Below are 20,015 nucleotides of genomic sequence, written 5' to 3' on the forward strand. Positions count from 1 at the left end.
ATGAGTTTCATGTGGTTTTTTACTCATTTATTTACAAAAAACAAGTAAAATGCGAAGTTTCTCACACTTTTTTTAACAAAATCAAAGTTATTGCTTGAAAGAAGAAGAATCCATCGTTAAAATAAAGCTTGACGTAGAGGGGAGCAAGAAATATGAGAGATTTTCAATTGGGGGCTGCCACCTATTTAAAAAGTGTAGCCATTCGGGTGAAAGACCGAGATAAAATGATTGATTTTTACAAGAACGTTGTTGGCTTTGATTTGAAAAGAGAAGAAAACGAATTAGCCATTTTAGGAACAGAAGAAGCTGGAAGTGAAATGTTGCTGCTGGAAGAAAGTCCTAGAGCGAATGATCACATGGGGGAGATCAAAAAGCTGAACCGTTTCTCATTGATTATCCCTAGCACAGAAGAAATGGCAGATATTCTTTGCCGTATTCGTAAAATGAATTATCCAATCAAAGAAGCTTTAGAAGATCATGGACGTATGGGGATCTTACTCGTAGACCCAGAAGAGAATGAATTAGAAATTTACCATGAAGAGAATAAGAATCACCAAAGAGAAGTTCCAGAGACGATGGATCAAGAAGCGTTGTTAAGAAAATCTGAAGAAAAATTCAGTAAACTAACAGCAGGATCTTATTTTGAAAAAATCCATTTAAATGTTACTGATTTAGCAAAAGAACGCCAATTTCTTAATCGTGTCCTTGGTTTGAAGGTACATAATGAAGAAGAGGGCATCCATGTATTGAATGAAGGAGATTTCCATGTTGGATTGACAGAAGCAAGTGGTGGTGCCATCGATTTGCCTACAGATGAAGTGATTGGCCTTGATTTTCTGAAATTCATGATTGATACTGAAAGCATGGAAGGACTGATTGCTCACTTGCAGCAATTATCAGTCGATTTCTTCTTGGACAAAAAGCATACAGTACTCACAATCTATGATGCCATAGGAATCGAATGGTGGTTCGTCAGTGAGCCAAAAGAAAAGAATAAAACTGACATTCGATGCGACGCTTAACTTTTTCTTTCTTAACGATTGTCGCATGTCTCGTCATTTTATAAACGGTCATACTATTACTTGTTCTAGAGATAGAAAGAGCAAACGGTATACCGAATGAAACTGCGTGGTTTTCCGCGCAGTTTTTTTTGTGTAAAAAGGTTGATTCCTCATAGATTAAGCTTTAAGCTTGGACTGTAAGAATTTGACAGAAAAGCAGGAGAAAAAGATGTACCCACAAACGAAACAGCTTATTTTGAAAAAAATGGAAGAAGGATTTTATCCAGGTGTAGCAGCCGCCTTCATCAAAGAAAATCAAGTAGAATCATTTACAGCTGGCTTTGCCCAAGTCGTTCCTGAAAAACAGCCGATGACAGAAGATCTGTTGTTTGATGCAGCATCACTGACGAAAGTCGTTGCAACCACTTCATTAGTTTTGCGTCTATTAGAAGATGGAAAAATAGAACTCGATCAACCACTGCATAAATATCTTTCTGAATTTGAAAATCAGACAATCACTTTGCGTCATTTACTGACACATACTTCTGATATCAAAACATGGATACCAAACAGAGATGAGCTATCTCAGGAAGAATTGATTGCCGCTTATTTAAAGCTAGAGCCAGGTGAGCAACTAGGAAAAGAAGTAAAATATACAGATGCCGGAACGATTCTTCTTGGATTGATGCTGGAAAAAATTTACCAAGAAACTGCAGTGGAAATCTTTCAAGAACAAGTATTGGAACCATTAGGAATGATGAACAGCTTATTTCTTCCTTTTCCTTCCAAAAAAATCGTTCCCACAGAACAACTGCCTTCGGGTGAGGTTTTGTGTGGACAAACTCATGATCCGAAAGCAAGAGTTTTAGCTGAACATGCAGGAAATGCTGGGCTCTTTATCGATTTGAACGACAGCATTACTTTTGTCCAAATGTATTTGAACAAGGGAAAAATCAGTAATGGTCGGTTTTTAGAAGAAGAAACGATTGATTCTTTGCTACAAGATCAAACTCCAGAAAGAAATGGCTATCGTTCTCTAGGGTGGGATCTAAAAAAAGATGTAGGAGACGGTCATGCGATTCTTTTTCATACTGGTTATACAGGTACGTTTTTCTTGATTGATATAAAAACACAAGAAGCGTTGATATTTCTGTCCAATCGCGTACATCCTGTCGATCATCGTGCGGAGTATCTCATATGTCGAGATGAAATTGTTGAAAACTTTTTGAAAGAGAAAGCGGTATTACAGAAATAATGCTATAATAGCTATGAAAAATGAGAGGAGTTTGAATTATGCAGGAACCTATGTTTTTAAAACCAGTTTTTCAAGAAAAAATTTGGGGAGGAAGCCGTTTACGTTCCGTCTTCGGTTTTGATATCCCTAACGATAAAATCGGAGAAGATTGGGCGATCAGCGCGCATCCTCATGGTGTCAGTGTAGTAGAAAATGGCGAATTCAAAGGGAAAAGATTAGATGAACTATGGTCAGAACACAAGGAATTGTTTGGGCATCCTTCAGAACCAGTGTTTCCATTGTTGATCAAGATCTTAGATGCAGAAGATGATCTATCTGTACAAGTACATCCAGATGATGCCTATGGGATGAAACATGAAGGTGAATTAGGAAAAACTGAATGCTGGTATATCATCGATGCTGAACCTGGTGCAGAAATTATCTACGGTCATCATGCAAAGACAAGAGAAGAACTAGCTGAGATGATCAAAGAGGGGCGCTGGGATGACCTTTTGAAGAAAGTACCAGTTAAAAAAGGTGATTTCTTTTATGTACCAAGCGGAACGATCCATGCTATTGGTAAAGGGATCATGATTTTAGAAACACAACAAAGCTCCGATACGACTTATCGCGTATATGACTATGACAGAAAAGATGCGCAAGGACAAACAAGAGAGCTGCATATCCAACAATCGATTGATGTAACAACTGTCCCTGCCAAAACACCAGAATTACAAATCAAAGAAGTCCGAAAAGGGAATTCATCGATCGTCACTTATTTAGAAACTGAGTTTTTCAATGTATATGAGTGGGATATTAAAGGAATCACATCTTTCAAAAAACAAGCCCCTTATACGTTGATGACAGTGATTGAAGGAGCAGGAGACCTTGTTGTTGACGGAAAAACATATCCATTAGAAAAAGGAACAAGCTGTATCATTCCAAGTGGCGTTTCTGAGTGGACGGTCCAAGGTGAACTAGCAATCATTGCGTCTGAACCAGGCAAATAGTTCCCAGATAGCTGAAAGCGGCAGACGGTTTTCGTTTGCTGCTTTTTCTACATAAAATCCGTCTATCAATAAATAGAAGTATGGTGAAAAAGATGGAATACAAATGGAAAGCAAACGGCAGCAGTCGAGTGTTTACGAAACAACTGAGAAAAGCCGGACACCACTTGAATGAAATGATCATGCCAAACCTAAGTCTGTTTATTGCTTGGGGAATCTTGTCATTAGTAATGAAAGGTGTGTCTGGCGATTTGCATGCCACGTTGGAAGAGGTATGCCACTGGATGATTCAACTGCTTTTACCAATCTTGATCAGCTATTCAGGCGGAAAATCGGTAGGGGGACAAAAAGGGGCAGTCGCGGGCGCAATCGCTTCTTTAGGGTTGATTGCTCGTTCCGATGCCCCGCAAATCGTAGGAGCGATGATTATAGGACCGCTTGCCGGCTTCTTGTATGAACAATTTGTTTCTAGATTTCATGCGAAATTCAAAGCTGGGTATGAAATGCTTGTCAGCAACTTACTAGTAGGGCTGATTGGTAGTGTCATTTGTATAATTGGAATCGTTTTTATTGAGCCAGCTTTAAATAGTTTCCACCTGTTGCTTGTCTCCGTCGTGTCTTGGCTAGTCAAAATGAATCTGTTGCCGCTTGTCAGTTTGATCCTAGAACCTCTAAAAGTATTATTTTTTAATAATGCAATCAACCATGGTGTGTTGACACCTTTAGGAATCGAATTCTCACAAGCAGTCGGACACTCTTACCTGTTTTTGATGGAGGCAAATCCGGGACCTGGTTTAGGGATCTTACTTGCTATCCTTTGTTTTGCAAAAAAACAGGAAAAAGTAAACGCAAGTGGAGCGTTGATGATCCATGCGATTGGTGGGATTCACGAAATTTATTTTCCGTTTGTCTTGTTGCGTCCATATCTGTTTTTAGCTGTAATGGTTGGTGGAGCAAGCGGCACGTTGATATTCCAATGGTTAGATGCGGGATTAGCTACTCCTGTATCGCCCGGGTCACTACTCGTGATTTTTGCCAATACGCCTTATCCGCAACTAGCTGGGGTAAGTATAGGGATAGCAATCAGTACATTTGTAACCTTCATTTGTGCAACGCTGCTATTGAAATTACCGAAAAAAGAAAAAGGAGACAACACGGTCAAAGAAAGGGGAGAAATCTTGGAACTATCTACCATTCATTCTGTCGTTTTTGCGTGTGACTCAGGCATGGGATCAAGCGCTATGGGAGCCGCCTTGCTGAAGAAAAAATTAGCAGCGGAAAAAATTGATCTCGCTGTTGGATACAGCTCTGTCTATGAATTGAACAATCAAGTAAATCAGCTTGTTATCGTCCAACATGAATTAGCGGATCTTGCAAGAGAAAAAGTACCTCAAAGTCAAATTTTCGTACTGGATCACTTTTTGGAAACAGATATCTTGCTGTCACGAATAAAAGAAGCGATCCACGAACCAAATTGGAAAGAAAAAAAAGAGAGAGTAGAAGTAGTAGAACAGAAAAAGTCGCCCGTTAACGTTGTGTTTTTGTATAAAAATAATAGACGTGGTTCACAAACCATGGGCATGGCGATTTTAAGTCAATTAGCAAAAAAAGAGAAAAAACAGTTTGTTATCTTAAAGGAACCAATCGAACAGCTCAAAATCCAAGAAGAAACGATTTATATCGCCCAAAGAGAACTAGCTGTAAATGAACAGCTAAAAGAAACGATCCCTCAGCTAGTCCTAGTGGAACATTGGGTAGCTACGAATGAATACGAAAAACTCGTGAAGGGAGAAAAATAAGATGTACTTATCGCCCAGAGAAAAACAATTATTAGCAGAATTTCTCAGCAGTCCCTCACCTGTGACTATCCAAAAAATGATGAATTTATTGAAAGTCAGCAAGCGGACCGTTTACCGCGAATTAGATAATCTTGAAGTCTCATTGAAATCGGTAAATGCTTCTTTGAAAAAAGTAGCAAGAGGTTCGTTTGTCATTGAGGCATCGGAAGAAGTAATGGAGCAATTAAAAGAAAATACAGATGGGAAAAGCGATGATTTGCCTACTGCTAAACGACAGCACGCAATTTTAGCCGAGCTGTTACTAACGACAGAACCGTTGAGTCTTGCCCATTTTATGGAATTATACCGCATCAGTAATACTACTTTTTATGCAGATATCAAACAGTTGGAAGAAAGTACCCGCCAACTGCCTTTGGAAATCATTCGGAACCAAGGATATGAGATCGTAGGACCGGAAAAATACCGTCGGCTTCTAACAGCGAATGTATTAGAATTAGAAATCAATGAATATGAACTTTTTCATAGTATTTCTTTTGATTCATCGCTGAATTACTTTTTTCGATTCGTTGATCCGCAACATCTGTCTCTTGCACGCCAAGTAGTCGGGGAAGAATTGATCCAAAAAAAGACCAATCTAAGTGATAGAAAACTTGAACATTTGGTTTTGATGCTGACATTGACGATGGATCGTGTAACGAAAAATCATTTACTGACAAATGAGACGTATAATGGTCTGGCAAACAAAGAATTGCTTCAGACCGCTAAACGATTATTCTCACGGATTGCTTCTGAGACAAAACAACTTTACCCAGTAAATGAGATCGTCTTTTTTGCAGGATTATTAAATGACTTCACGAACTCATTTGATCAGAATTTCTTTGAAGAAACGTTCGATACACAGCTTGCTTATTTAGTAAAACAACTGATTCAAGAAGTAAGTGAAGAGACGAATGTCCATTTTTATGAAGATGAAACCTTGTACAAAATGCTTTTGACCCATTTGTCTGGTGTGTTTTCAAGAGCCGTTTTACAAGAAGAGACACTGACTAATCCGATTTTAGAAAAAATCATGGTTCAATATGAGGAAATTGCCAATGCAATCCGCCAAGCAGTAGAGCGGATTTTTCAAGAAAAGAAATTATCAGAAGAAGAGATCGCATATATGGTCCTTCATTTTGCAAATTCATTGGAAAAAAGTCCGAAAGAAAGCAATATCAGTATTGCAGGATTTTCACCAAGCGGCTTAGCTTCTACTAGCATGTTGGAACTGCGTTTGAAACGGTATTTTCCTTTCATTCAACAGATTCATTTCTATCGGATCGCTGATTTGAAAAAAATTGATTTACAAGAAGAATATGATATTGTTATTTCTACATCTATTCTACCAGGATATGATGGAACATATATTTTAGTCTCCCCGCTACTGCTGGAAGAGGAAGTCAAGCAGCTAAAAGAAGCTTTTTCGCATATTGAGAAGAAAAAAAGGCAAAAAAATACGTATAACAGCAATAACGAGTGGATGCTAGAAGATACTTATGAGGAAACGATGCATTTCATGGAGCAAATCAATCAATTACTTGATCGTTTCTTTATTCAAGAACTAGATAACCCTGATACGGTCTCCGAAACGATTCGCAGTTTATTTCCTTATTTTCCTGAAGGACTAGTAACGGATGAAGAGGTGGTTCATCGCCGACTGCTTAAGCGATATGAACAAGCACCTATCGGAATTCCTCATACAAATATGGGGTTATTCCATACATCCAGCTCATTGGTTTCTAAACCGATCTTTTGTATTTTCAATTTGAAACAACCGTTGACAATTGACGGGATGGATAGACAGCCAATCGAATTGTCCCGTATGTTAGTTATGCTGGCGCCTTCGCCAATCCAAGAAAAAGACGGGATTCTTTTAGGAAAAATCAGTGGAGCAATCATCATGAACGATTTGAACACCGAGATCTTCCGTTCAGGAAATAGAGAAATCGTTTATCAATTGTTAGCGAAAATCCTGATTGAAGAAATAAAGAAATGAGGGTGAAAAGATGATCCAGCTACCAGCAGAAAAAATATTGCTCGATCAATCCTATCAAAATTGGAAAGAAGCGTTGACCGAGATCGGCCAGTGGATGACCCAACAAGGGGGAATCAAAGCGGCATATATCCAATCAATGATTAAAAGACAAGAAAAATCGAGTGTCTATATCGGGAATTTCGTAGCCTTGCCACATGGGACTGACAAAGATGAAGAAGTAATAGAAGAAGGGATCTATTTAGTCCAAGTGCCTGATGGTGTGAACTTTGGAACAAAAGAGGAACCAAAAATCGCGACACTCTTATTTGTAGTGGCTTTAAAAAAAGAACATCAGTTAGCTGTGCTCCAAGATTTAGCCTTTTTCTGTTCAGACATCGACCAAGTAATGGCACTCAGTGATGCGGAAACCATTGAAGAAGTCCAAATGATTTTTGAACATGGACATATATAACCAATGTTCTCAGTAAAAAAGCTGCCTTGCATCAAGTAATAACTTCAACCAAGGGAAAAATAGGAGGAACTATTTTTGTTTGGTCGCTCTTATTACTGCGGATGCAAGCTTTTGAAAACTATTTATTCTAGAAAACCGTTTATTTGAAATAGGAGACGGTGACAAGATTTTTGTCACAGCTCCTATTATTTTTGTGTTTTAATAACTCTTTTTTATATAGATAGCGGCCATACCTATGAATAATAGAACGATACTCCATGTACCAAGTGTCAAGATACCATTCATGAAAGTAACCTGTTCTGAAGCTAGTGGCGAGAACATATCTCCTCCTCCGATCACATTTTGAAAATCAACATAAGAAGTTGGCAAGTAATGACTGATTGATTCTATCCATCCAATCGAAGAAAACAAGCGATACTCTGCTAAGAAAAGACAAAGAAGTGTACCTAAAAGATTGACTAGAGAATGTTCAAATAAAGCAGATAGAAGAAAACTGATTGTACTTAAAAAGAGTACCCACAACAACAAGAACAGAAAACTCTGGAAAAGATACGCATACATCGGAAGGATTCGTATCTCCTGACCAATGATCGTTCCTACAGGATAACGGAAGTCGCCCAAACCATTTTTGATTACTACTAGTATAGAGACGAACAAAAATGGAATCACGAGACTTAGCATAGCTGCACCATAATAAACGGTAAAACGGATGCTATGTTTCTTTACCATACTATCCGGTAATAGATTGACTAGAGAGATTACCTGCTTTCTTTTTTCATAAAAGATGATCGAGGAAAGAAACAAGGCGGTTATACATAAAATCAAAAAACTAGAAATCATTCCTGAAAAAATATTTTCGTAGTAATTCGCTAAAGGGAGATGCGCTGGCAAGTCAAAAATAGAATATCTTTGGATCTAATGTTCTTTCATATAATGGAGCAACTCGACACGTTTTTGTTGTTCAATGATTGGAATTCCTTGTCTTTGACCAGAAATCAGTCGATCCAGTATATCTTTTTCATAATGATAAGTTGCTTCGACCATTTCCTGGACATTCCCTGTGTTTTTTGCATGTAAGATTGCTTCAATCAGTTTGTTGCTTTTCTCTAAACTTTCCACAAATTCTTTCTCATTCTCATCTTCTTTCAATGTTTCAATCAAACGTTGCGTCTCTTCATAGTTATGATTCAGTTCATCGAATTCTGTATAAGCAAGTTCATAATCAAAAAAAAGTGGGAATGCAAAGAGCACGATCAACAAGAGAGGAAATAAAAAGTTTACTTTGTTTTTTAGTAAGAGATTGCGTTCAAATGTAAATAAAGTCATAGTTACACCTCATACAATTGACGATAAATAGCTAAAATCTCTTCCATATTTGAGGATTCTGTGACGATTTCTCCATTTTTTAGAAAACATGCTTTAGAACAAATCGATTGGATATTCGCGATAGCGTTGGAAGAAAGAAGAATCGTCTTCCCCTCTTCCTGCCATTGTCTGATCAGCCTATTCAAGATATCAATACTTCCTGGGTCTAACCCGTTCAACGGTTCATCGAATAACATGACAGATGAATCACTGATCAAGTAAGCAGCAAGCAAGACATGTTGTTTCATTCCTAGAGACATTTTTCCAATCGGCAAAGTAAGGTACTCAGTCATCTTCAATCGTTGGAAAACAGTTTGGCATTCTACTTTGCTCTGCCAATAGTATTTGATCAAAGTCAAATAATCAACAGCCGTTAGATAGTCGGATAACTGATTCGTTGATTCTAGAAAAAAGAAAGACCGGCGATAATCTGTATAAGCAGTAGGAGAGATGTTGTGAAGGGACAATTGATCATAAGTTGTTGGCAGCAGTTGGGCAATGCCGTTCAGCAAAGTTGTTTTGCCAAATCCGTTCGGGGCAATCAAAGCAGTTACTTCTCCTGATTCTACTAAAAGATCCAATTGTCGAATCACACGCTTTTTACCACGTTTCATGTTCATGTTTTTGATCAGTAATGTCATAGATAGGCCTCCAATATAAATTTTAATATCATAATAAAACAAAAAATATCCAAATAAAATGCTGACAAAAGTTATTATTTACATATTATAAAAAAGTTAAAATAACATGTTTATTTAAAAGTAAAGTTTGCTGATCCCAAAATTTTTTTATTTTGCTGATATCCTCAAACCTTTGGCACAAAGTTTCGTGCCAAAGTACGACTATTTCTCTTTTTAGTAAGCGGATACAATTAGAGTATCAAAAGGAGAGAGGAAGAGACAAAATGGAACGGACGATTCCCAAAAACAACATTTCGCTAAAAGCGAGGGTACAAAAATTAGGCAGTACCTTATCAAGCATGGTCATGCCAAACATTGGAGCACTGATTGCTTGGGGTGTGTTAACGGCTTTATTTATCCCAGATGGTTATTTGCCAAATGAAGCTTTTGCTACCATGGTAAGCCCGATGCTAACTTATCTGATTCCTTTATTGATCGGCTATACTGGCGGAAAAGTAATTGCTGGTGACCGCGGATCAGTTGTGGGAGCAATTGCAACGATGGGCGTGATTGTCGGAACAGATATTCCAATGATGCTAGGTGCGATGATTATGGGACCTCTTGGTGGATATGCCATCAAGAAATTTGATCAGCTGTTCCAAAAACGGATCAAATCCGGTTTTGAAATGTTGGTCAATAATTTTTCAGCAGGTCTTATCGGTTTTGGATTAGCGTTATTAGGTTTTTCTGCGATTGGTCCAGTTGTCGATGCATTGACTCAAGCAATGGCAAAAGGTGTAGAGATCATTTTATCTGCCCATTTGATTCCATTGACAAGTATTTTTATTGAACCAGCAAAAATCTTATTTTTGAATAATGCAATCAATCATGGGATTTTGACACCATTAGGAACTGAACAAGTAGCAGATGCAGGAAAATCTATTCTATTCTTGCTTGAAGCAAATCCTGGTCCAGGACTTGGCGTATTACTTGCTTTTACTTTGTTTGGCAAAGGAGCAGCAAAATCTTCAGCACCAGGTGCTATGATCATTCACTTTTTAGGTGGTATCCATGAAATCTATTTTCCTTACGTCATGATGAAACCGTTATTATTCTTATCAGTTATAGGCGGAGGAATGTCAGGAAGTTTCATTTTCCAATTGATGGATGCTGGACTAAGAGCACCAGCTTCTCCAGGATCAATCATTGCGATTCTAGCAATGACACCGTTCAATTCTTACCTTCCTGTTATTTTGGGCGTGATTGTTGCCGCAGCTGTTTCATTCGGTATTTCTGCAGTGATTTTGAAAGCGGATGCGAAAGATACAAATGAAGACTTTGAAAAGTCTGTGCAAGAGACAAAAGCAGCTAAACAAGCATCTAAAGGTGCCCAAGGTATTCCTCAAGGAACTGCGCTATCTGGCGTACAAAAAATCATTTTTGCTTGTGATGCAGGGATGGGATCAAGTGCGATGGGCGCTTCGATCTTGAGAAAAAAAGTACAGGAAGCAGACTTGCCTCAAACGGTGACTAACCAAGCAATCAGCCAACTGACAGATGACTCGAATACATTGATCGTTACTCAGGTCGAACTACAAGAAAGAGCAAAACAAAAAGCACCGAACGCGCGTTTTGTCTCAGTAGAAAACTTTTTGAATTCACCTCGATATGATGAAATCATTCAAGAATTGAGTAGCAAACAGGAACCATCAGCTTCTGAAACTAAGAACGAGCCAACAGAAGAGTTTCTTTCAGCAAACATCAAACAAATCAAAGAGATCCTACTTGTCCACGATGATCGTTCGGGGTCGGCAACAATGGGGATGACCGTGCTCAAAGATATATTAGACAAGAACCATTTAACTATCCCGTTACGAAAAGTAAACATCCAGGAGTTAAAAGGGGAACCTGATTCACTGATCGTAGCCAAAGAAAGTTTAGCAGAAAAAGCACGGATGGCTGCGCCTCAATCCATTCATTTATCGGTCAATAGCATGGTCAACCCACAAAAATTTGAATCGATTGCACAATATTTGAAACAGACAGCTTAAGGGAGGAAAACAGCATGCAAAGTTTGCCATTCGACATGATCGAGCTCAATCGATCATTTAAAACCAAAGAAGAAGCGATCCGCTATTGCGGTCAGAAGCTTGTAGAAGCAGGATGCGTTGATGAGGAATATATCGATGCCATGGTAGAAAGAGACAACATGTTATCTGTTTACATGGGGAATTTTATCGCGATTCCTCATGGAACAGATGAAGCAAAAAAATATGTGAAAAAATCCGGCATCTGTGTCGTACAGGTGCCAGACGGTGTCAATTTTGGTACGGAAGAAGAAGAAAAGATTGCGACTGTTTTGTTCGGTATAGCAGGAGTCGGCGATGAACATCTGCAGCTTGTACAGCAAATCGCACTTTATTGCAGTGATATGGACAATGTTGTCCAACTAGCAGATGCGCTCAGCAAAGAAGAAGTAACGGAAAATCTAGCAATTGCTTAAGGAGAGAGAAAAATGAGAGCAGTACATTTTGGTGCAGGAAATATCGGTCGAGGATTTATTGGAGAAGTTTTGGCAGCTAATGGATTTGAGATTACTTTCGTAGATGTGAATCACACGATCATTGATGCTTTAAATGAAAGAAAGGAATACGAAATCGAATTAGCAGATGAATCAAAAGAAAGAATCACTGTAAAAAATGTCAAAGGAATCAACAATCAAACAAATCCAGAAAAAGTAATCCAAGAAATCGCTGAAGCAGATTTAGTCACTACCGCCATTGGCCCGAATATCTTACCTTTTATTGCCGAGTTGATTGCAAAAGGGATCCAAGAAAGAGAAATGGAAGGAAACACAACACCTTTAGATATCATTGCCTGTGAAAACATGATTGGCGGTTCAGCATTTCTAGAAAAAGAAGTGTATAAATATCTTCCAGAAACATCATTTACTGACAAATATATCGGCTTTCCAAATGCAGCAGTCGATCGAATCGTCCCATTACAACACCATGAAGATCCTTTATTCGTCCAAGTAGAACCTTTCAAGGAATGGGTCATTGACGATAGCCAAAGAAAAAATAAAGAAATCCAATTAAAAGGGGTTTTATATGTAGATGATCTAGAACCATATATCGAACGCAAATTATTTAGTGTCAATACTGGTCATGCGACTGTCGCTTATACAGGTGCCTTGTTAGGTTACCAGACCATTGATGAAGCAATGCAAGATGCGTTAGTTGTGGCACAATTAAAATCAGTTCTGCAGGAAACAGGAAGTTTGCTGATTGCCAAATGGGGGTTTGATGCAGAGCAGCATCATGCGTATATTGAAAAAATCATCCATCGCTTCCAAAACAAATATATCTCTGATGCGATCACACGTGTCGCTCGGACACCATTACGTAAGCTAGGTTATCAAGAACGGTTTACACGGCCAGTGAGAGAACTGCAAGAACATAACTTGACTTGTCCACATTTGACGGCAACAATGGGTATTATTTTTAATTACTATGATCCTGAAGATGAACAAAGCCGTCAACTGCATGAAATGAAGATCCATGAAAACTTGGAACAATTGATCCAAGAAGTCACAGGAATCAATGATCCGAAAACAATTGGGAATATCAAGCAAAACGTGAACCGTTATGCCAAGCAAGTCGCTTAAAATAGGATACGAAAAAGGGGAATATGACGCAATTTTTGTCACATTCCCCTTTTTCGAATAACTAGGCTGTTTGTCCTTCAAGATAGGGCAGGTCCAACTCTTTACCGTAACGTTGTTCTAAAGCTAGGCGGATCAAGCGAGCTGCTAATTTCTCATTTCTTGCAAGGATAGGTCCATGGAAATAAGAACCGAAGACATTTCGGTAAATGACACCTTCGGATTGATCTTCCCCATTGTTCCCTTGACCTTGTACCACTTTCCCCAAAGGCCGTTCACCTTCACCTAAGAAAGTCCGACCATTGTGGTTTTCAAATCCATAATAAGTTTCATTGAATTCTTCATTATGGATGACAATGTCACCGATAAACCGGTTATTTTCCTGACTTAATGTGTAGTGATCCAGGGCACTGATACCTTGGATCTTTTCTCCGTTGGCTCCCATGTAGTAGTGACCTAGCAACTGATAACCACCGCAAATGGCTAACATGACACCATCATTTTCGATATAGTTGATCAAAGAATCTTTCTTTTTCTGGATGTCTTTTGAAATGATCAGTTGCTCAAAGTCTTGACCACCACCAAAGAAAACCAAGTCATATTTATCAGCATCAAAAGGTTCATGTATACTAACGATCTCCGTATGGCAAGAAACCCCCATTTTTTCTGCTACATATTTCAACATCAAAAGGTTTCCGTTATCACCATATGTGTTCATCAAATTTCCATAAAGGTGGGCGATATTGAGTTCATAATTAGCCATGATTCATTCCTCCTTTGATAAATCCTTGAGCCGCTAGTTCTTTACGTAGCTGCAATACAGCAGTGTAAGTAGCTAAGATATAGACATGTTCAGTTGGCAATTCTTTGATTTTTTCGATTACTTCTGGTAATTCTTTTGTTTCGGTCAATTTATTTTCTGGAATCCCGGCAACTTTCAGACGTAAAGTCATATCTGTATGACGGTCTCCTCCAGAAATAACGGCTGGGATATCCATATCGGCAAAGTTTTCAAAATTACCATCCCAAATCCAGCTGACATCGATTCCGTCTGCGTAATTGGCATTCAATAAAGCCACTAAAGAAAATGGATAAGGAGCTAGACCAATCATATCGATTACTTGATTGATGCCTACAGGATTTTTGACAAGTACTAATGTACATTTCTTTCCATTGATATTGATGACTTCTTGTCGGCCGAACACTTTCTCGTCATATCCTAAACCTTGTTTGATTTTATCAGGATCGACATTGAAGTACTCCGCCACTGCAGTAGCTGCTAAAGCGTTGTAGACGTTATACATACCACCAACTTCGATTCCATATTCATGACCATCGATCACAAAATCTGCTGAAACATTGTCCATCCGTACCATATCAGTCAAACGGTAATCCAGTTCAGGACGTTTGAAGTCACAATTTGGACAGTAATATTTTCCTAAGTTTGCATAAGTGATCATTTTATAATGCAGGATGTGATGACAATTTGGACACAAGACACCGTCTGTATTGTAATGCGCCATTTGTTCACGATCTTCTTCATGATCAAAGCCATAATATTTTCTAGGATTAACTGTTTCGATCGAATTGAAGATCGGTGAATCACCGTTACTGATAATCGTTGCATTTGGTGACTTTGCGGCACCGTCTACAATCATTTTATAGGTCGTATAAATTTCTCCATACCGATCCATTTGATCACGGAAAATATTTGTAAATAAAAATAGTTCTGGTTTCATGTATTCTGTGACTTTGCTCAAACTTGCTTCATCTATTTCTAGGACAGCAAATTTTTTCTGTCCTTTTTTTGGTTTTGCCTGCAAGAAAGTCGATACAATTCCTTGTACCATATTCGCACCAGTAGGATTGGTTAGAACTTCATCGAATTGCTGGCGCAAAATATTGACTGTTAAAGCGGTAGTCAATGTTTTACCATTTGTTCCGGTAACAACGACGACTTGGTAGTCTTTTGCCAAGCTATCCAATATATGTGGATCGACTTTCAGCGCTAGTTTACCTGGTAAACTTGATCCGCCTTTAAAAAAAGTTTTTAATGCCCATTGCGACGTTTTCCCAACTGCAATCGCAAAATGACTGCGTATTCCCATTATGTAACCTCCAAAAACGATTTGCTGACGAATAAATTCAACTAATCATACCATATGTTGAAAAAAAGGTTAAATTGCTTTTCTTATTCTTAAGAAAAGGTTACGGCTGAAAGTGCATGAAATCGGACAAAACCGCATGATTTAACAAAAAAACAGCTTGAAACAAAATGATTGTTTCAAGCTGCTGTGATTTTATTACTCCTCATCGGTCTTTTCATTATTAACCAATAATGATTTTCTCACTTGGATATTCATAGCCCAGATCTCGGGTTTCTTTTGGTACGAACAGCATCAATGTATACAGCATTCCAATCCGCCCAATAAACATCAGGGCAGCAATCGTGATTTTCCCTACAACAGACAAGTCGCCGGTAATCCCTAAGGACAAACCAGTTGTTCCAAAAGCAGAAGTTACTTCGACGATGATCGAGATCAGTGTTTGTTCCTCTGTAGCAGATAAAAAAACGATACAAAAGAAACACATACCAAGAGAAAGCATAAAGACAACGACTGACTTTCGCACATCATCTTGTTCGATTCTTCGTCCAAAAATATTGATATTATCCTCACTCTTGAGGAAGGAGTATAGATACAAACCGATGATCGCTACAGTAGTTGTTCGAATCCCGCCTCCTACAGAACTAGGACTGCATCCGATAAACATCAGTAAAGAAAAAATAATCAGTGTCGTGATCTGAAAATCACCCAAATCGTGAATCTGGAGACCGGCATTACGAGTCGTAATCGAATAAAACATCGAATTGATCCATTTGACACTCATACTGGAATCTTGGAATAAATGGTCCTTTTCCAATAGATAAATTAAGATAGTTCCCGAAACGAACAAGATGACAAAAGCCAACACAGCTAATTTGGTAAACAAGGAAAAACGAAATGGAAGCTTTGCACTGGAACGTTTATATAACAGCCACTCCCGGCACTCCATCAATACAGGAAAACCAATTCCGCCGACAAAAATCAAAAACATGATCAGAATCAAGAAAAAATAGTCATGTGCAAAGGGCTTGATGGAATCCCCAGTGACGTCAAATCCAGAGTTCGTGACAGCCGATATCGCCTGATAAAAACCATAAAAAACGGCATCACGCCAACGATCAAAATAGCCTCTATAATAAAAATAAATAGAAAAGAATGTCCCAAAAAGTAATTGAAACCAGATTAAAATAGCAAAAGTGATCCGAATCAGTCGGACGATACCAGACAAACGCGGTTGATTCATATCCGTCATGATCAGCTGCCGCTGTTTCAATGTGATTCGTCGTTTAGAAAAAATGACAAAAGCAGTAGAAATCATCATGATCCCCAAACCACCAACTTGAAATAATATTTCCAGCAGTATAATGCCGTTATCATTGAACACAGAATTGATATCAAAAGTCGATAGTCCAGTCACACTCACTGTACTGATTGCCATGAACAGCATGTCCACAAAAGAAACATGGCTATCTGGTTCGCGAAAAATCGGCAGATAAAATAGAACGAGTGATAAGACCGTCATCAATATATAATAAAAAACGATGATTTGGATCGATGAGAAATGATTGGCAGCAAACTTTTGTCCTCGCCGCTGCAGCCTTTGAAAGAATAAATCAACATGCACAGTACTATCCTCCTGACAATAGTCGTTTCTACCAGTATACAAGGGGAATCAGGAATACTCAAAGAAATTATTGAACAGATAACAATACAGCTTTCGATTAAAATAGAAATGGCTTATAATAAAGCAAATCCTAGAAAAAAGAAGGAGGAGGAATAACAAATTGATCAATGCCCAACAAATCGTAGAAAAAATGAAAAATCAAAAAATAAATTATGATACAGTTCTGAAAAAAATGATCATGCAATGGGAGAAAGAAGAAGTAAAGCCTAAGATATTAATACATACATGCTGTGCTCCTTGCAGTACGCACACGTTGGAATTCATGTCTCAATATGCAGATATCACGTTATTTTTTTCAAATTCGAATATCCATCCTAAAAGTGAGTATTTGCGGAGATTACATGAACAAAAACGATTTGTAGACCAATTTAATGAGAAAACTGACCATCATGTAGCGCTGATTGTTGATGAATACCGTCCAAGTGAATTCACCAAAATGGTTTTAACAAACCATCTTGAAGACGAAAAAGAAGGTGGTGCTCGCTGCAGTGCATGCTTCAATATGCGATTAGATCTTGTTGCGCAAAAAGCGCAAGAACTAGGATACGATTACTTTGGAAGTGCCCTGACGATCTCACCAAAGAAAAATGCAGCCTTGATCAATCAAATCGGAATGGATATCCAAAAGATTTACGGGACACAATATTTGCCAAGTGATTTCAAGAAAAACAAAGGCTATGAACGCTCTTTGCAAATGTGCAAAGAGTATGATATCTATCGCCAATGTTATTGTGGTTGCGTGTTCGCTGCCAAGCAACAAGGATGTGATCTGAAAAAAATCAATCGGGAAGCAAAAGCTTACGTAAAAACATCGACCGTAGTTTTTGATGAAAATTAAAGAAATCTTTCGGAAAAACGTAAGAAAAAAATAAAGAATTTATGGTAGAAATAAGGTAGACTGTATAATTTGTCCGTAGTAAAGTAAGGAAACAAGAATAAATTTCAATGAAGGAAGAGATAAGATGCGAAAAGTAGCACCTATTTTGAAGCCAATCGCTGTATTAACAATCTCGACGATTGTCGCGACTACTACAGGTATTGTGAATAGTTCCAGCTACCGTGCACCAAGTTCAAGTTCTAGTACTGTAGAAGAAACAACACCAACTACTTCAGTCTCGACATCTGAACCAACAACAACGGAAAGTTTGAATGAAACCACTACGACAAGTACATGGGACGATACAACAACTAGTTCGTCGTATGATGAGACATATACAACTGACAGCTCAAACGAAACAAGTAATACGGTACCAGATGGCACTCCATCGGATTCAACCAATCCAAGTACAAGTCCGGATACAAGTGCTAGCTCCGAAACGATACCAAGCAGTACGACTGTAGATGATAACACGCAAAATGATGATGCAGCACGTACAGCACAGCAAAACCAAGATTCAGGAAATACCCAAACGTATAACCAGCAAGCAGGTGATTCTCAATGACATTTTTACTAGACCTTATCAACGGGGTGCATAAATTCCTTGGCTATTTAGACATCAGTCCTAAATATCTTAACCGTGGATATACGATTTTAAGTGTGATCCCCACGCTTTATTTATTGAGAATTGTTTATGGACTTTGGCAAAACCAAAACTATCTTCAATTTTTCTTATATGGACTTGCATTTCTAGTGCTTGTTTATTTTACTGTTTTAAATGTATTTTATTACTTTTTAGATAAAAACACGAAAGCCGATGTCACGCAGCTTTTTGTGAAGTATTTGCCTGACGAAGCGTTCAACATCCAGACAGAAGAAACGATCAATAATGGAAATTCGATCGATAAAGTGAATACACAAGAGGTCATGGTTTCGTATGATGAAGATTACCAATTGAAATTAGCCGAGAATATGCGGTATTTGATTGGAAATGGTGAGATCAAAACAAATGAACTCGGTCGCATGGATGGATTTTTGGTCGATAGAAATACGTTGTATCCTTATTACTATGTCAAGAAAACAGGCGAGAAAGAGTATGTTCTAAATATTGGACGAAGCTACTCGGACATGGAAAAAGTAGGGACCATTCGACTGAGCTCAACAGAAGACACATTGGAACCTGTCGGATTGTTCATCGTTGGCGGTGATTTTGTCAAAGACGGGTTGCGTTATCATGAGCCTTATCGCCTGAAATTAATTGCAAAAAAAGCACAATCACAAGAAGAACAAGTTGTTTATAGTCGAAGCCAAAGAAGAAGACATTCATAAGGGGATGTGACATGACTTTTGTCGTGTCCCTTTTTTATATAACGAGAAAAATAGAACGAACACGTCACTTATTCTTTCCTTTCATTTATAAACATTGTAGAATAAAGAGAGTACAACGAAATATCGTAAAAAAATGTAATAAATAACGAGGAAATATAAGTAGGAGGTAAGCTGTGAAAGAATTTTTGAAAAATTGGGGGATCCTGATCCTTGTATTAGCGGCTATTTTATTAGCTAGAGTGTACGTGTTTACACCAGTCACTGTAAACGGACATTCGATGGACCCTACATTAAGTGATGGACAACGACTGATTTCATCTAAAATCTCGAACTATGAACGAATGGATATCATTACTACGAAGGAACCAGGGGATGAAGAACGAATGATCGTTAAACGAATCATTGGTATGCCTGGGGACACAGTCAAGATGGAAAATGACCAATTGACCATTAATGGCAAAAAGTATGATGAGCCTTATCTAGATAAGTTCAAAAAAGAATTTTCAGAAGATAAGTTACAAGGAGAGTATGCTTATAGTTCAGGGTTCCAAGCACAAGCAGAAAGCGCCTCTACCTTTACGAGCGATTTTGAATATACTGTGCCGAAAGGAAAGTATCTTGTTCTGGGGGATAACCGTTTGATTTCAAAAGACAGCCGAATGTTTGGGTTAGTCGACAAAGATATGATCCAAGGCAAAGTTGTTTTCCGCTACTGGCCTCTTTCAGAAATCAAAATCATTTGATGAAAAAATAAAAAGAAGAGGTTGTGACAGAAGTGGTCAGCTTCAAGAAATAAGAAGCTGCTTTTGGAACACCGTTTAAACGAAAAAAGAAGCTGTGACAT

Annotated in this window: 17 protein-coding genes and 1 pseudogene; 13 read left to right on the plus strand and 5 right to left on the minus strand. The window is 38.3% G+C overall.

Annotated features, from left to right (window positions below; genetic code table 11):
- Positions 1 to 152: 152 nt before the first annotated feature.
- The 6 genes from HMPREF2961_RS03450 to HMPREF2961_RS03475 all read left to right on the plus strand — a co-directional run bounded on the left by HMPREF2961_RS03450 (position 153) and on the right by HMPREF2961_RS03475 (position 7,527).
- Positions 153 to 1,022 carry a VOC family protein gene (locus tag HMPREF2961_RS03450; protein WP_002315730.1) on the plus strand — a complete coding sequence of 290 codons (870 nt, stop codon included), beginning with the start codon at positions 153 to 155 and terminating at the stop codon, positions 1,020 to 1,022.
- Positions 1,023 to 1,230: 208 nt separating this feature from the next.
- Complete coding sequence (locus HMPREF2961_RS03455; RefSeq protein WP_002291488.1) at positions 1,231 to 2,256, plus strand: serine hydrolase domain-containing protein; 1,026 nt, start codon at positions 1,231 to 1,233, stop codon at positions 2,254 to 2,256.
- 38 nt (positions 2,257 to 2,294) lie between these two features.
- Positions 2,295 to 3,245 carry a mannose-6-phosphate isomerase, class I gene (gene manA / locus HMPREF2961_RS03460; RefSeq protein ID WP_002291489.1) on the plus strand — a complete coding sequence of 317 codons (951 nt, stop codon included), beginning with the start codon at positions 2,295 to 2,297 and terminating at the stop codon, positions 3,243 to 3,245.
- A gap of 92 nt (positions 3,246 to 3,337) precedes the next feature.
- Positions 3,338 to 5,041 (plus strand): PTS transporter subunit EIIC, encoded by a 1,704-nt coding sequence (locus HMPREF2961_RS03465; RefSeq protein ID WP_025477318.1) that lies wholly within the window; start codon positions 3,338 to 3,340, stop codon positions 5,039 to 5,041.
- A gap of 1 nt (position 5,042) precedes the next feature.
- The gene (locus tag HMPREF2961_RS03470) at positions 5,043 to 7,076 is read left to right on the plus strand and encodes a BglG family transcription antiterminator (protein ID WP_002315732.1); all 2,034 of its coding nucleotides are present in this window, start codon (positions 5,043 to 5,045) and stop codon (positions 7,074 to 7,076) included.
- 10 nt (positions 7,077 to 7,086) lie between these two features.
- Positions 7,087 to 7,527: a PTS mannitol transporter subunit IIA gene (locus HMPREF2961_RS03475; protein WP_002315733.1), complete on the plus strand. Its 441-nt coding sequence runs from the start codon at positions 7,087 to 7,089 to the stop codon at positions 7,525 to 7,527.
- Positions 7,528 to 7,725: 198 nt separating this feature from the next.
- Here HMPREF2961_RS03475 and HMPREF2961_RS03480 read toward each other — a convergent pair.
- Positions 7,726 to 8,853, minus strand: a pseudogene (locus tag HMPREF2961_RS03480) (ABC transporter permease).
- A gap of 2 nt (positions 8,854 to 8,855) precedes the next feature.
- A complete protein-coding gene (locus HMPREF2961_RS03485; RefSeq protein WP_070703961.1) occupies positions 8,856 to 9,533 on the minus strand; it encodes an ATP-binding cassette domain-containing protein in 678 nt (225 codons plus the stop codon).
- Positions 9,534 to 9,796: 263 nt separating this feature from the next.
- On the opposite strand from HMPREF2961_RS03485, the gene HMPREF2961_RS03490 reads away from it, so the two are divergent.
- The 3 genes from HMPREF2961_RS03490 to HMPREF2961_RS03500 are packed head-to-tail and all read left to right on the plus strand — an operon-like array spanning position 9,797 to position 13,179.
- A complete protein-coding gene (locus HMPREF2961_RS03490) occupies positions 9,797 to 11,563 on the plus strand; it encodes a PTS mannitol transporter subunit IIBC (RefSeq protein WP_002291496.1) in 1,767 nt (588 codons plus the stop codon).
- Between the two features lie 14 nt (positions 11,564 to 11,577).
- Entirely contained in the window at positions 11,578 to 12,015 is a 438-nt protein-coding gene (locus tag HMPREF2961_RS03495) for a PTS mannitol transporter subunit IIA (RefSeq protein ID WP_002291499.1), read from the plus strand.
- Positions 12,016 to 12,027: 12 nt separating this feature from the next.
- Positions 12,028 to 13,179 (plus strand): mannitol-1-phosphate 5-dehydrogenase, encoded by a 1,152-nt coding sequence (locus tag HMPREF2961_RS03500; protein WP_002315737.1) that lies wholly within the window; start codon positions 12,028 to 12,030, stop codon positions 13,177 to 13,179.
- A gap of 61 nt (positions 13,180 to 13,240) precedes the next feature.
- Here the strand turns inward: HMPREF2961_RS03500 and HMPREF2961_RS03505 are convergent, their stop codons facing one another.
- The 3 genes from HMPREF2961_RS03505 to HMPREF2961_RS03515 form a co-directional block, all read right to left on the minus strand.
- Entirely contained in the window at positions 13,241 to 13,939 is a 699-nt protein-coding gene (locus HMPREF2961_RS03505; protein WP_002315738.1) for a type 1 glutamine amidotransferase, read from the minus strand.
- Positions 13,932 to 15,284: a Mur ligase family protein gene (locus HMPREF2961_RS03510; protein WP_002310102.1), complete on the minus strand. Its 1,353-nt coding sequence runs from the start codon at positions 15,282 to 15,284 to the stop codon at positions 13,932 to 13,934. The genes HMPREF2961_RS03505 and HMPREF2961_RS03510 overlap by 8 nt, the downstream gene beginning before the upstream one ends.
- 220 nt (positions 15,285 to 15,504) lie before the next feature.
- Positions 15,505 to 16,905, minus strand: coding sequence for a TrkH family potassium uptake protein (locus HMPREF2961_RS03515; RefSeq protein ID WP_070703963.1), 1,401 nt, complete (start codon positions 16,903 to 16,905; stop codon positions 15,505 to 15,507).
- Between the two features lie 160 nt (positions 16,906 to 17,065).
- On the opposite strand from HMPREF2961_RS03515, the gene HMPREF2961_RS03520 reads away from it, so the two are divergent.
- The 4 genes from HMPREF2961_RS03520 (at position 17,066) to lepB (ending at position 19,914) form a co-directional block, all read left to right on the plus strand.
- Positions 17,066 to 17,803 (plus strand): epoxyqueuosine reductase QueH, encoded by a 738-nt coding sequence (locus HMPREF2961_RS03520; protein ID WP_002315740.1) that lies wholly within the window; start codon positions 17,066 to 17,068, stop codon positions 17,801 to 17,803.
- Between the two features lie 124 nt (positions 17,804 to 17,927).
- Positions 17,928 to 18,407: an A-agglutinin attachment subunit precursor gene (locus HMPREF2961_RS03525; RefSeq protein WP_070703965.1), complete on the plus strand. Its 480-nt coding sequence runs from the start codon at positions 17,928 to 17,930 to the stop codon at positions 18,405 to 18,407.
- On the plus strand, positions 18,404 to 19,171 hold the full coding sequence (locus HMPREF2961_RS03530) for a DUF6681 family protein (protein WP_002291511.1): 768 nt from the start codon (positions 18,404 to 18,406) through the stop codon (positions 19,169 to 19,171). Before HMPREF2961_RS03525 ends, HMPREF2961_RS03530 begins: the two co-directional genes overlap by 4 nt.
- 173 nt (positions 19,172 to 19,344) lie before the next feature.
- The gene (gene lepB / locus HMPREF2961_RS03535; RefSeq protein WP_002316795.1) at positions 19,345 to 19,914 is read left to right on the plus strand and encodes a signal peptidase I; all 570 of its coding nucleotides are present in this window, start codon (positions 19,345 to 19,347) and stop codon (positions 19,912 to 19,914) included.
- Positions 19,915 to 20,015 lie beyond the last annotated feature (101 nt).

It is taken from the genome of Enterococcus sp. HMSC076E04 (assembly GCF_001814285.1).
In the GTDB taxonomy this organism is placed as follows: domain Bacteria; phylum Bacillota; class Bacilli; order Lactobacillales; family Enterococcaceae; genus Enterococcus_B; species Enterococcus_B lactis.

Coding starts and splice junctions, on each gene's coding strand:
- HMPREF2961_RS03510 (WP_002310102.1), bottom strand. CDS start 15,284: ATGGGAATACGCAGTCATTTTGCGATTGCAGTTGGGAAAACGTCGCAA.
- HMPREF2961_RS03525 (WP_070703965.1), top strand. CDS start 17,928: ATGCGAAAAGTAGCACCTATTTTGAAGCCAATCGCTGTATTAACAATC.
- HMPREF2961_RS03495 (WP_002291499.1), top strand. CDS start 11,578: ATGCAAAGTTTGCCATTCGACATGATCGAGCTCAATCGATCATTTAAA.
- HMPREF2961_RS03490 (WP_002291496.1), top strand. CDS start 9,797: ATGGAACGGACGATTCCCAAAAACAACATTTCGCTAAAAGCGAGGGTA.
- HMPREF2961_RS03505 (WP_002315738.1), bottom strand. CDS start 13,939: ATGGCTAATTATGAACTCAATATCGCCCACCTTTATGGAAATTTGATG.
- HMPREF2961_RS03475 (WP_002315733.1), top strand. CDS start 7,087: ATGATCCAGCTACCAGCAGAAAAAATATTGCTCGATCAATCCTATCAA.
- HMPREF2961_RS03485 (WP_070703961.1), bottom strand. CDS start 9,533: ATGACATTACTGATCAAAAACATGAACATGAAACGTGGTAAAAAGCGT.
- HMPREF2961_RS03470 (WP_002315732.1), top strand. CDS start 5,043: ATGTACTTATCGCCCAGAGAAAAACAATTATTAGCAGAATTTCTCAGC.
- HMPREF2961_RS03455 (WP_002291488.1), top strand. CDS start 1,231: ATGTACCCACAAACGAAACAGCTTATTTTGAAAAAAATGGAAGAAGGA.
- HMPREF2961_RS03500 (WP_002315737.1), top strand. CDS start 12,028: ATGAGAGCAGTACATTTTGGTGCAGGAAATATCGGTCGAGGATTTATT.
- manA (WP_002291489.1), top strand. CDS start 2,295: ATGCAGGAACCTATGTTTTTAAAACCAGTTTTTCAAGAAAAAATTTGG.
- HMPREF2961_RS03465 (WP_025477318.1), top strand. CDS start 3,338: ATGGAATACAAATGGAAAGCAAACGGCAGCAGTCGAGTGTTTACGAAA.
- HMPREF2961_RS03530 (WP_002291511.1), top strand. CDS start 18,404: ATGACATTTTTACTAGACCTTATCAACGGGGTGCATAAATTCCTTGGC.
- HMPREF2961_RS03450 (WP_002315730.1), top strand. CDS start 153: ATGAGAGATTTTCAATTGGGGGCTGCCACCTATTTAAAAAGTGTAGCC.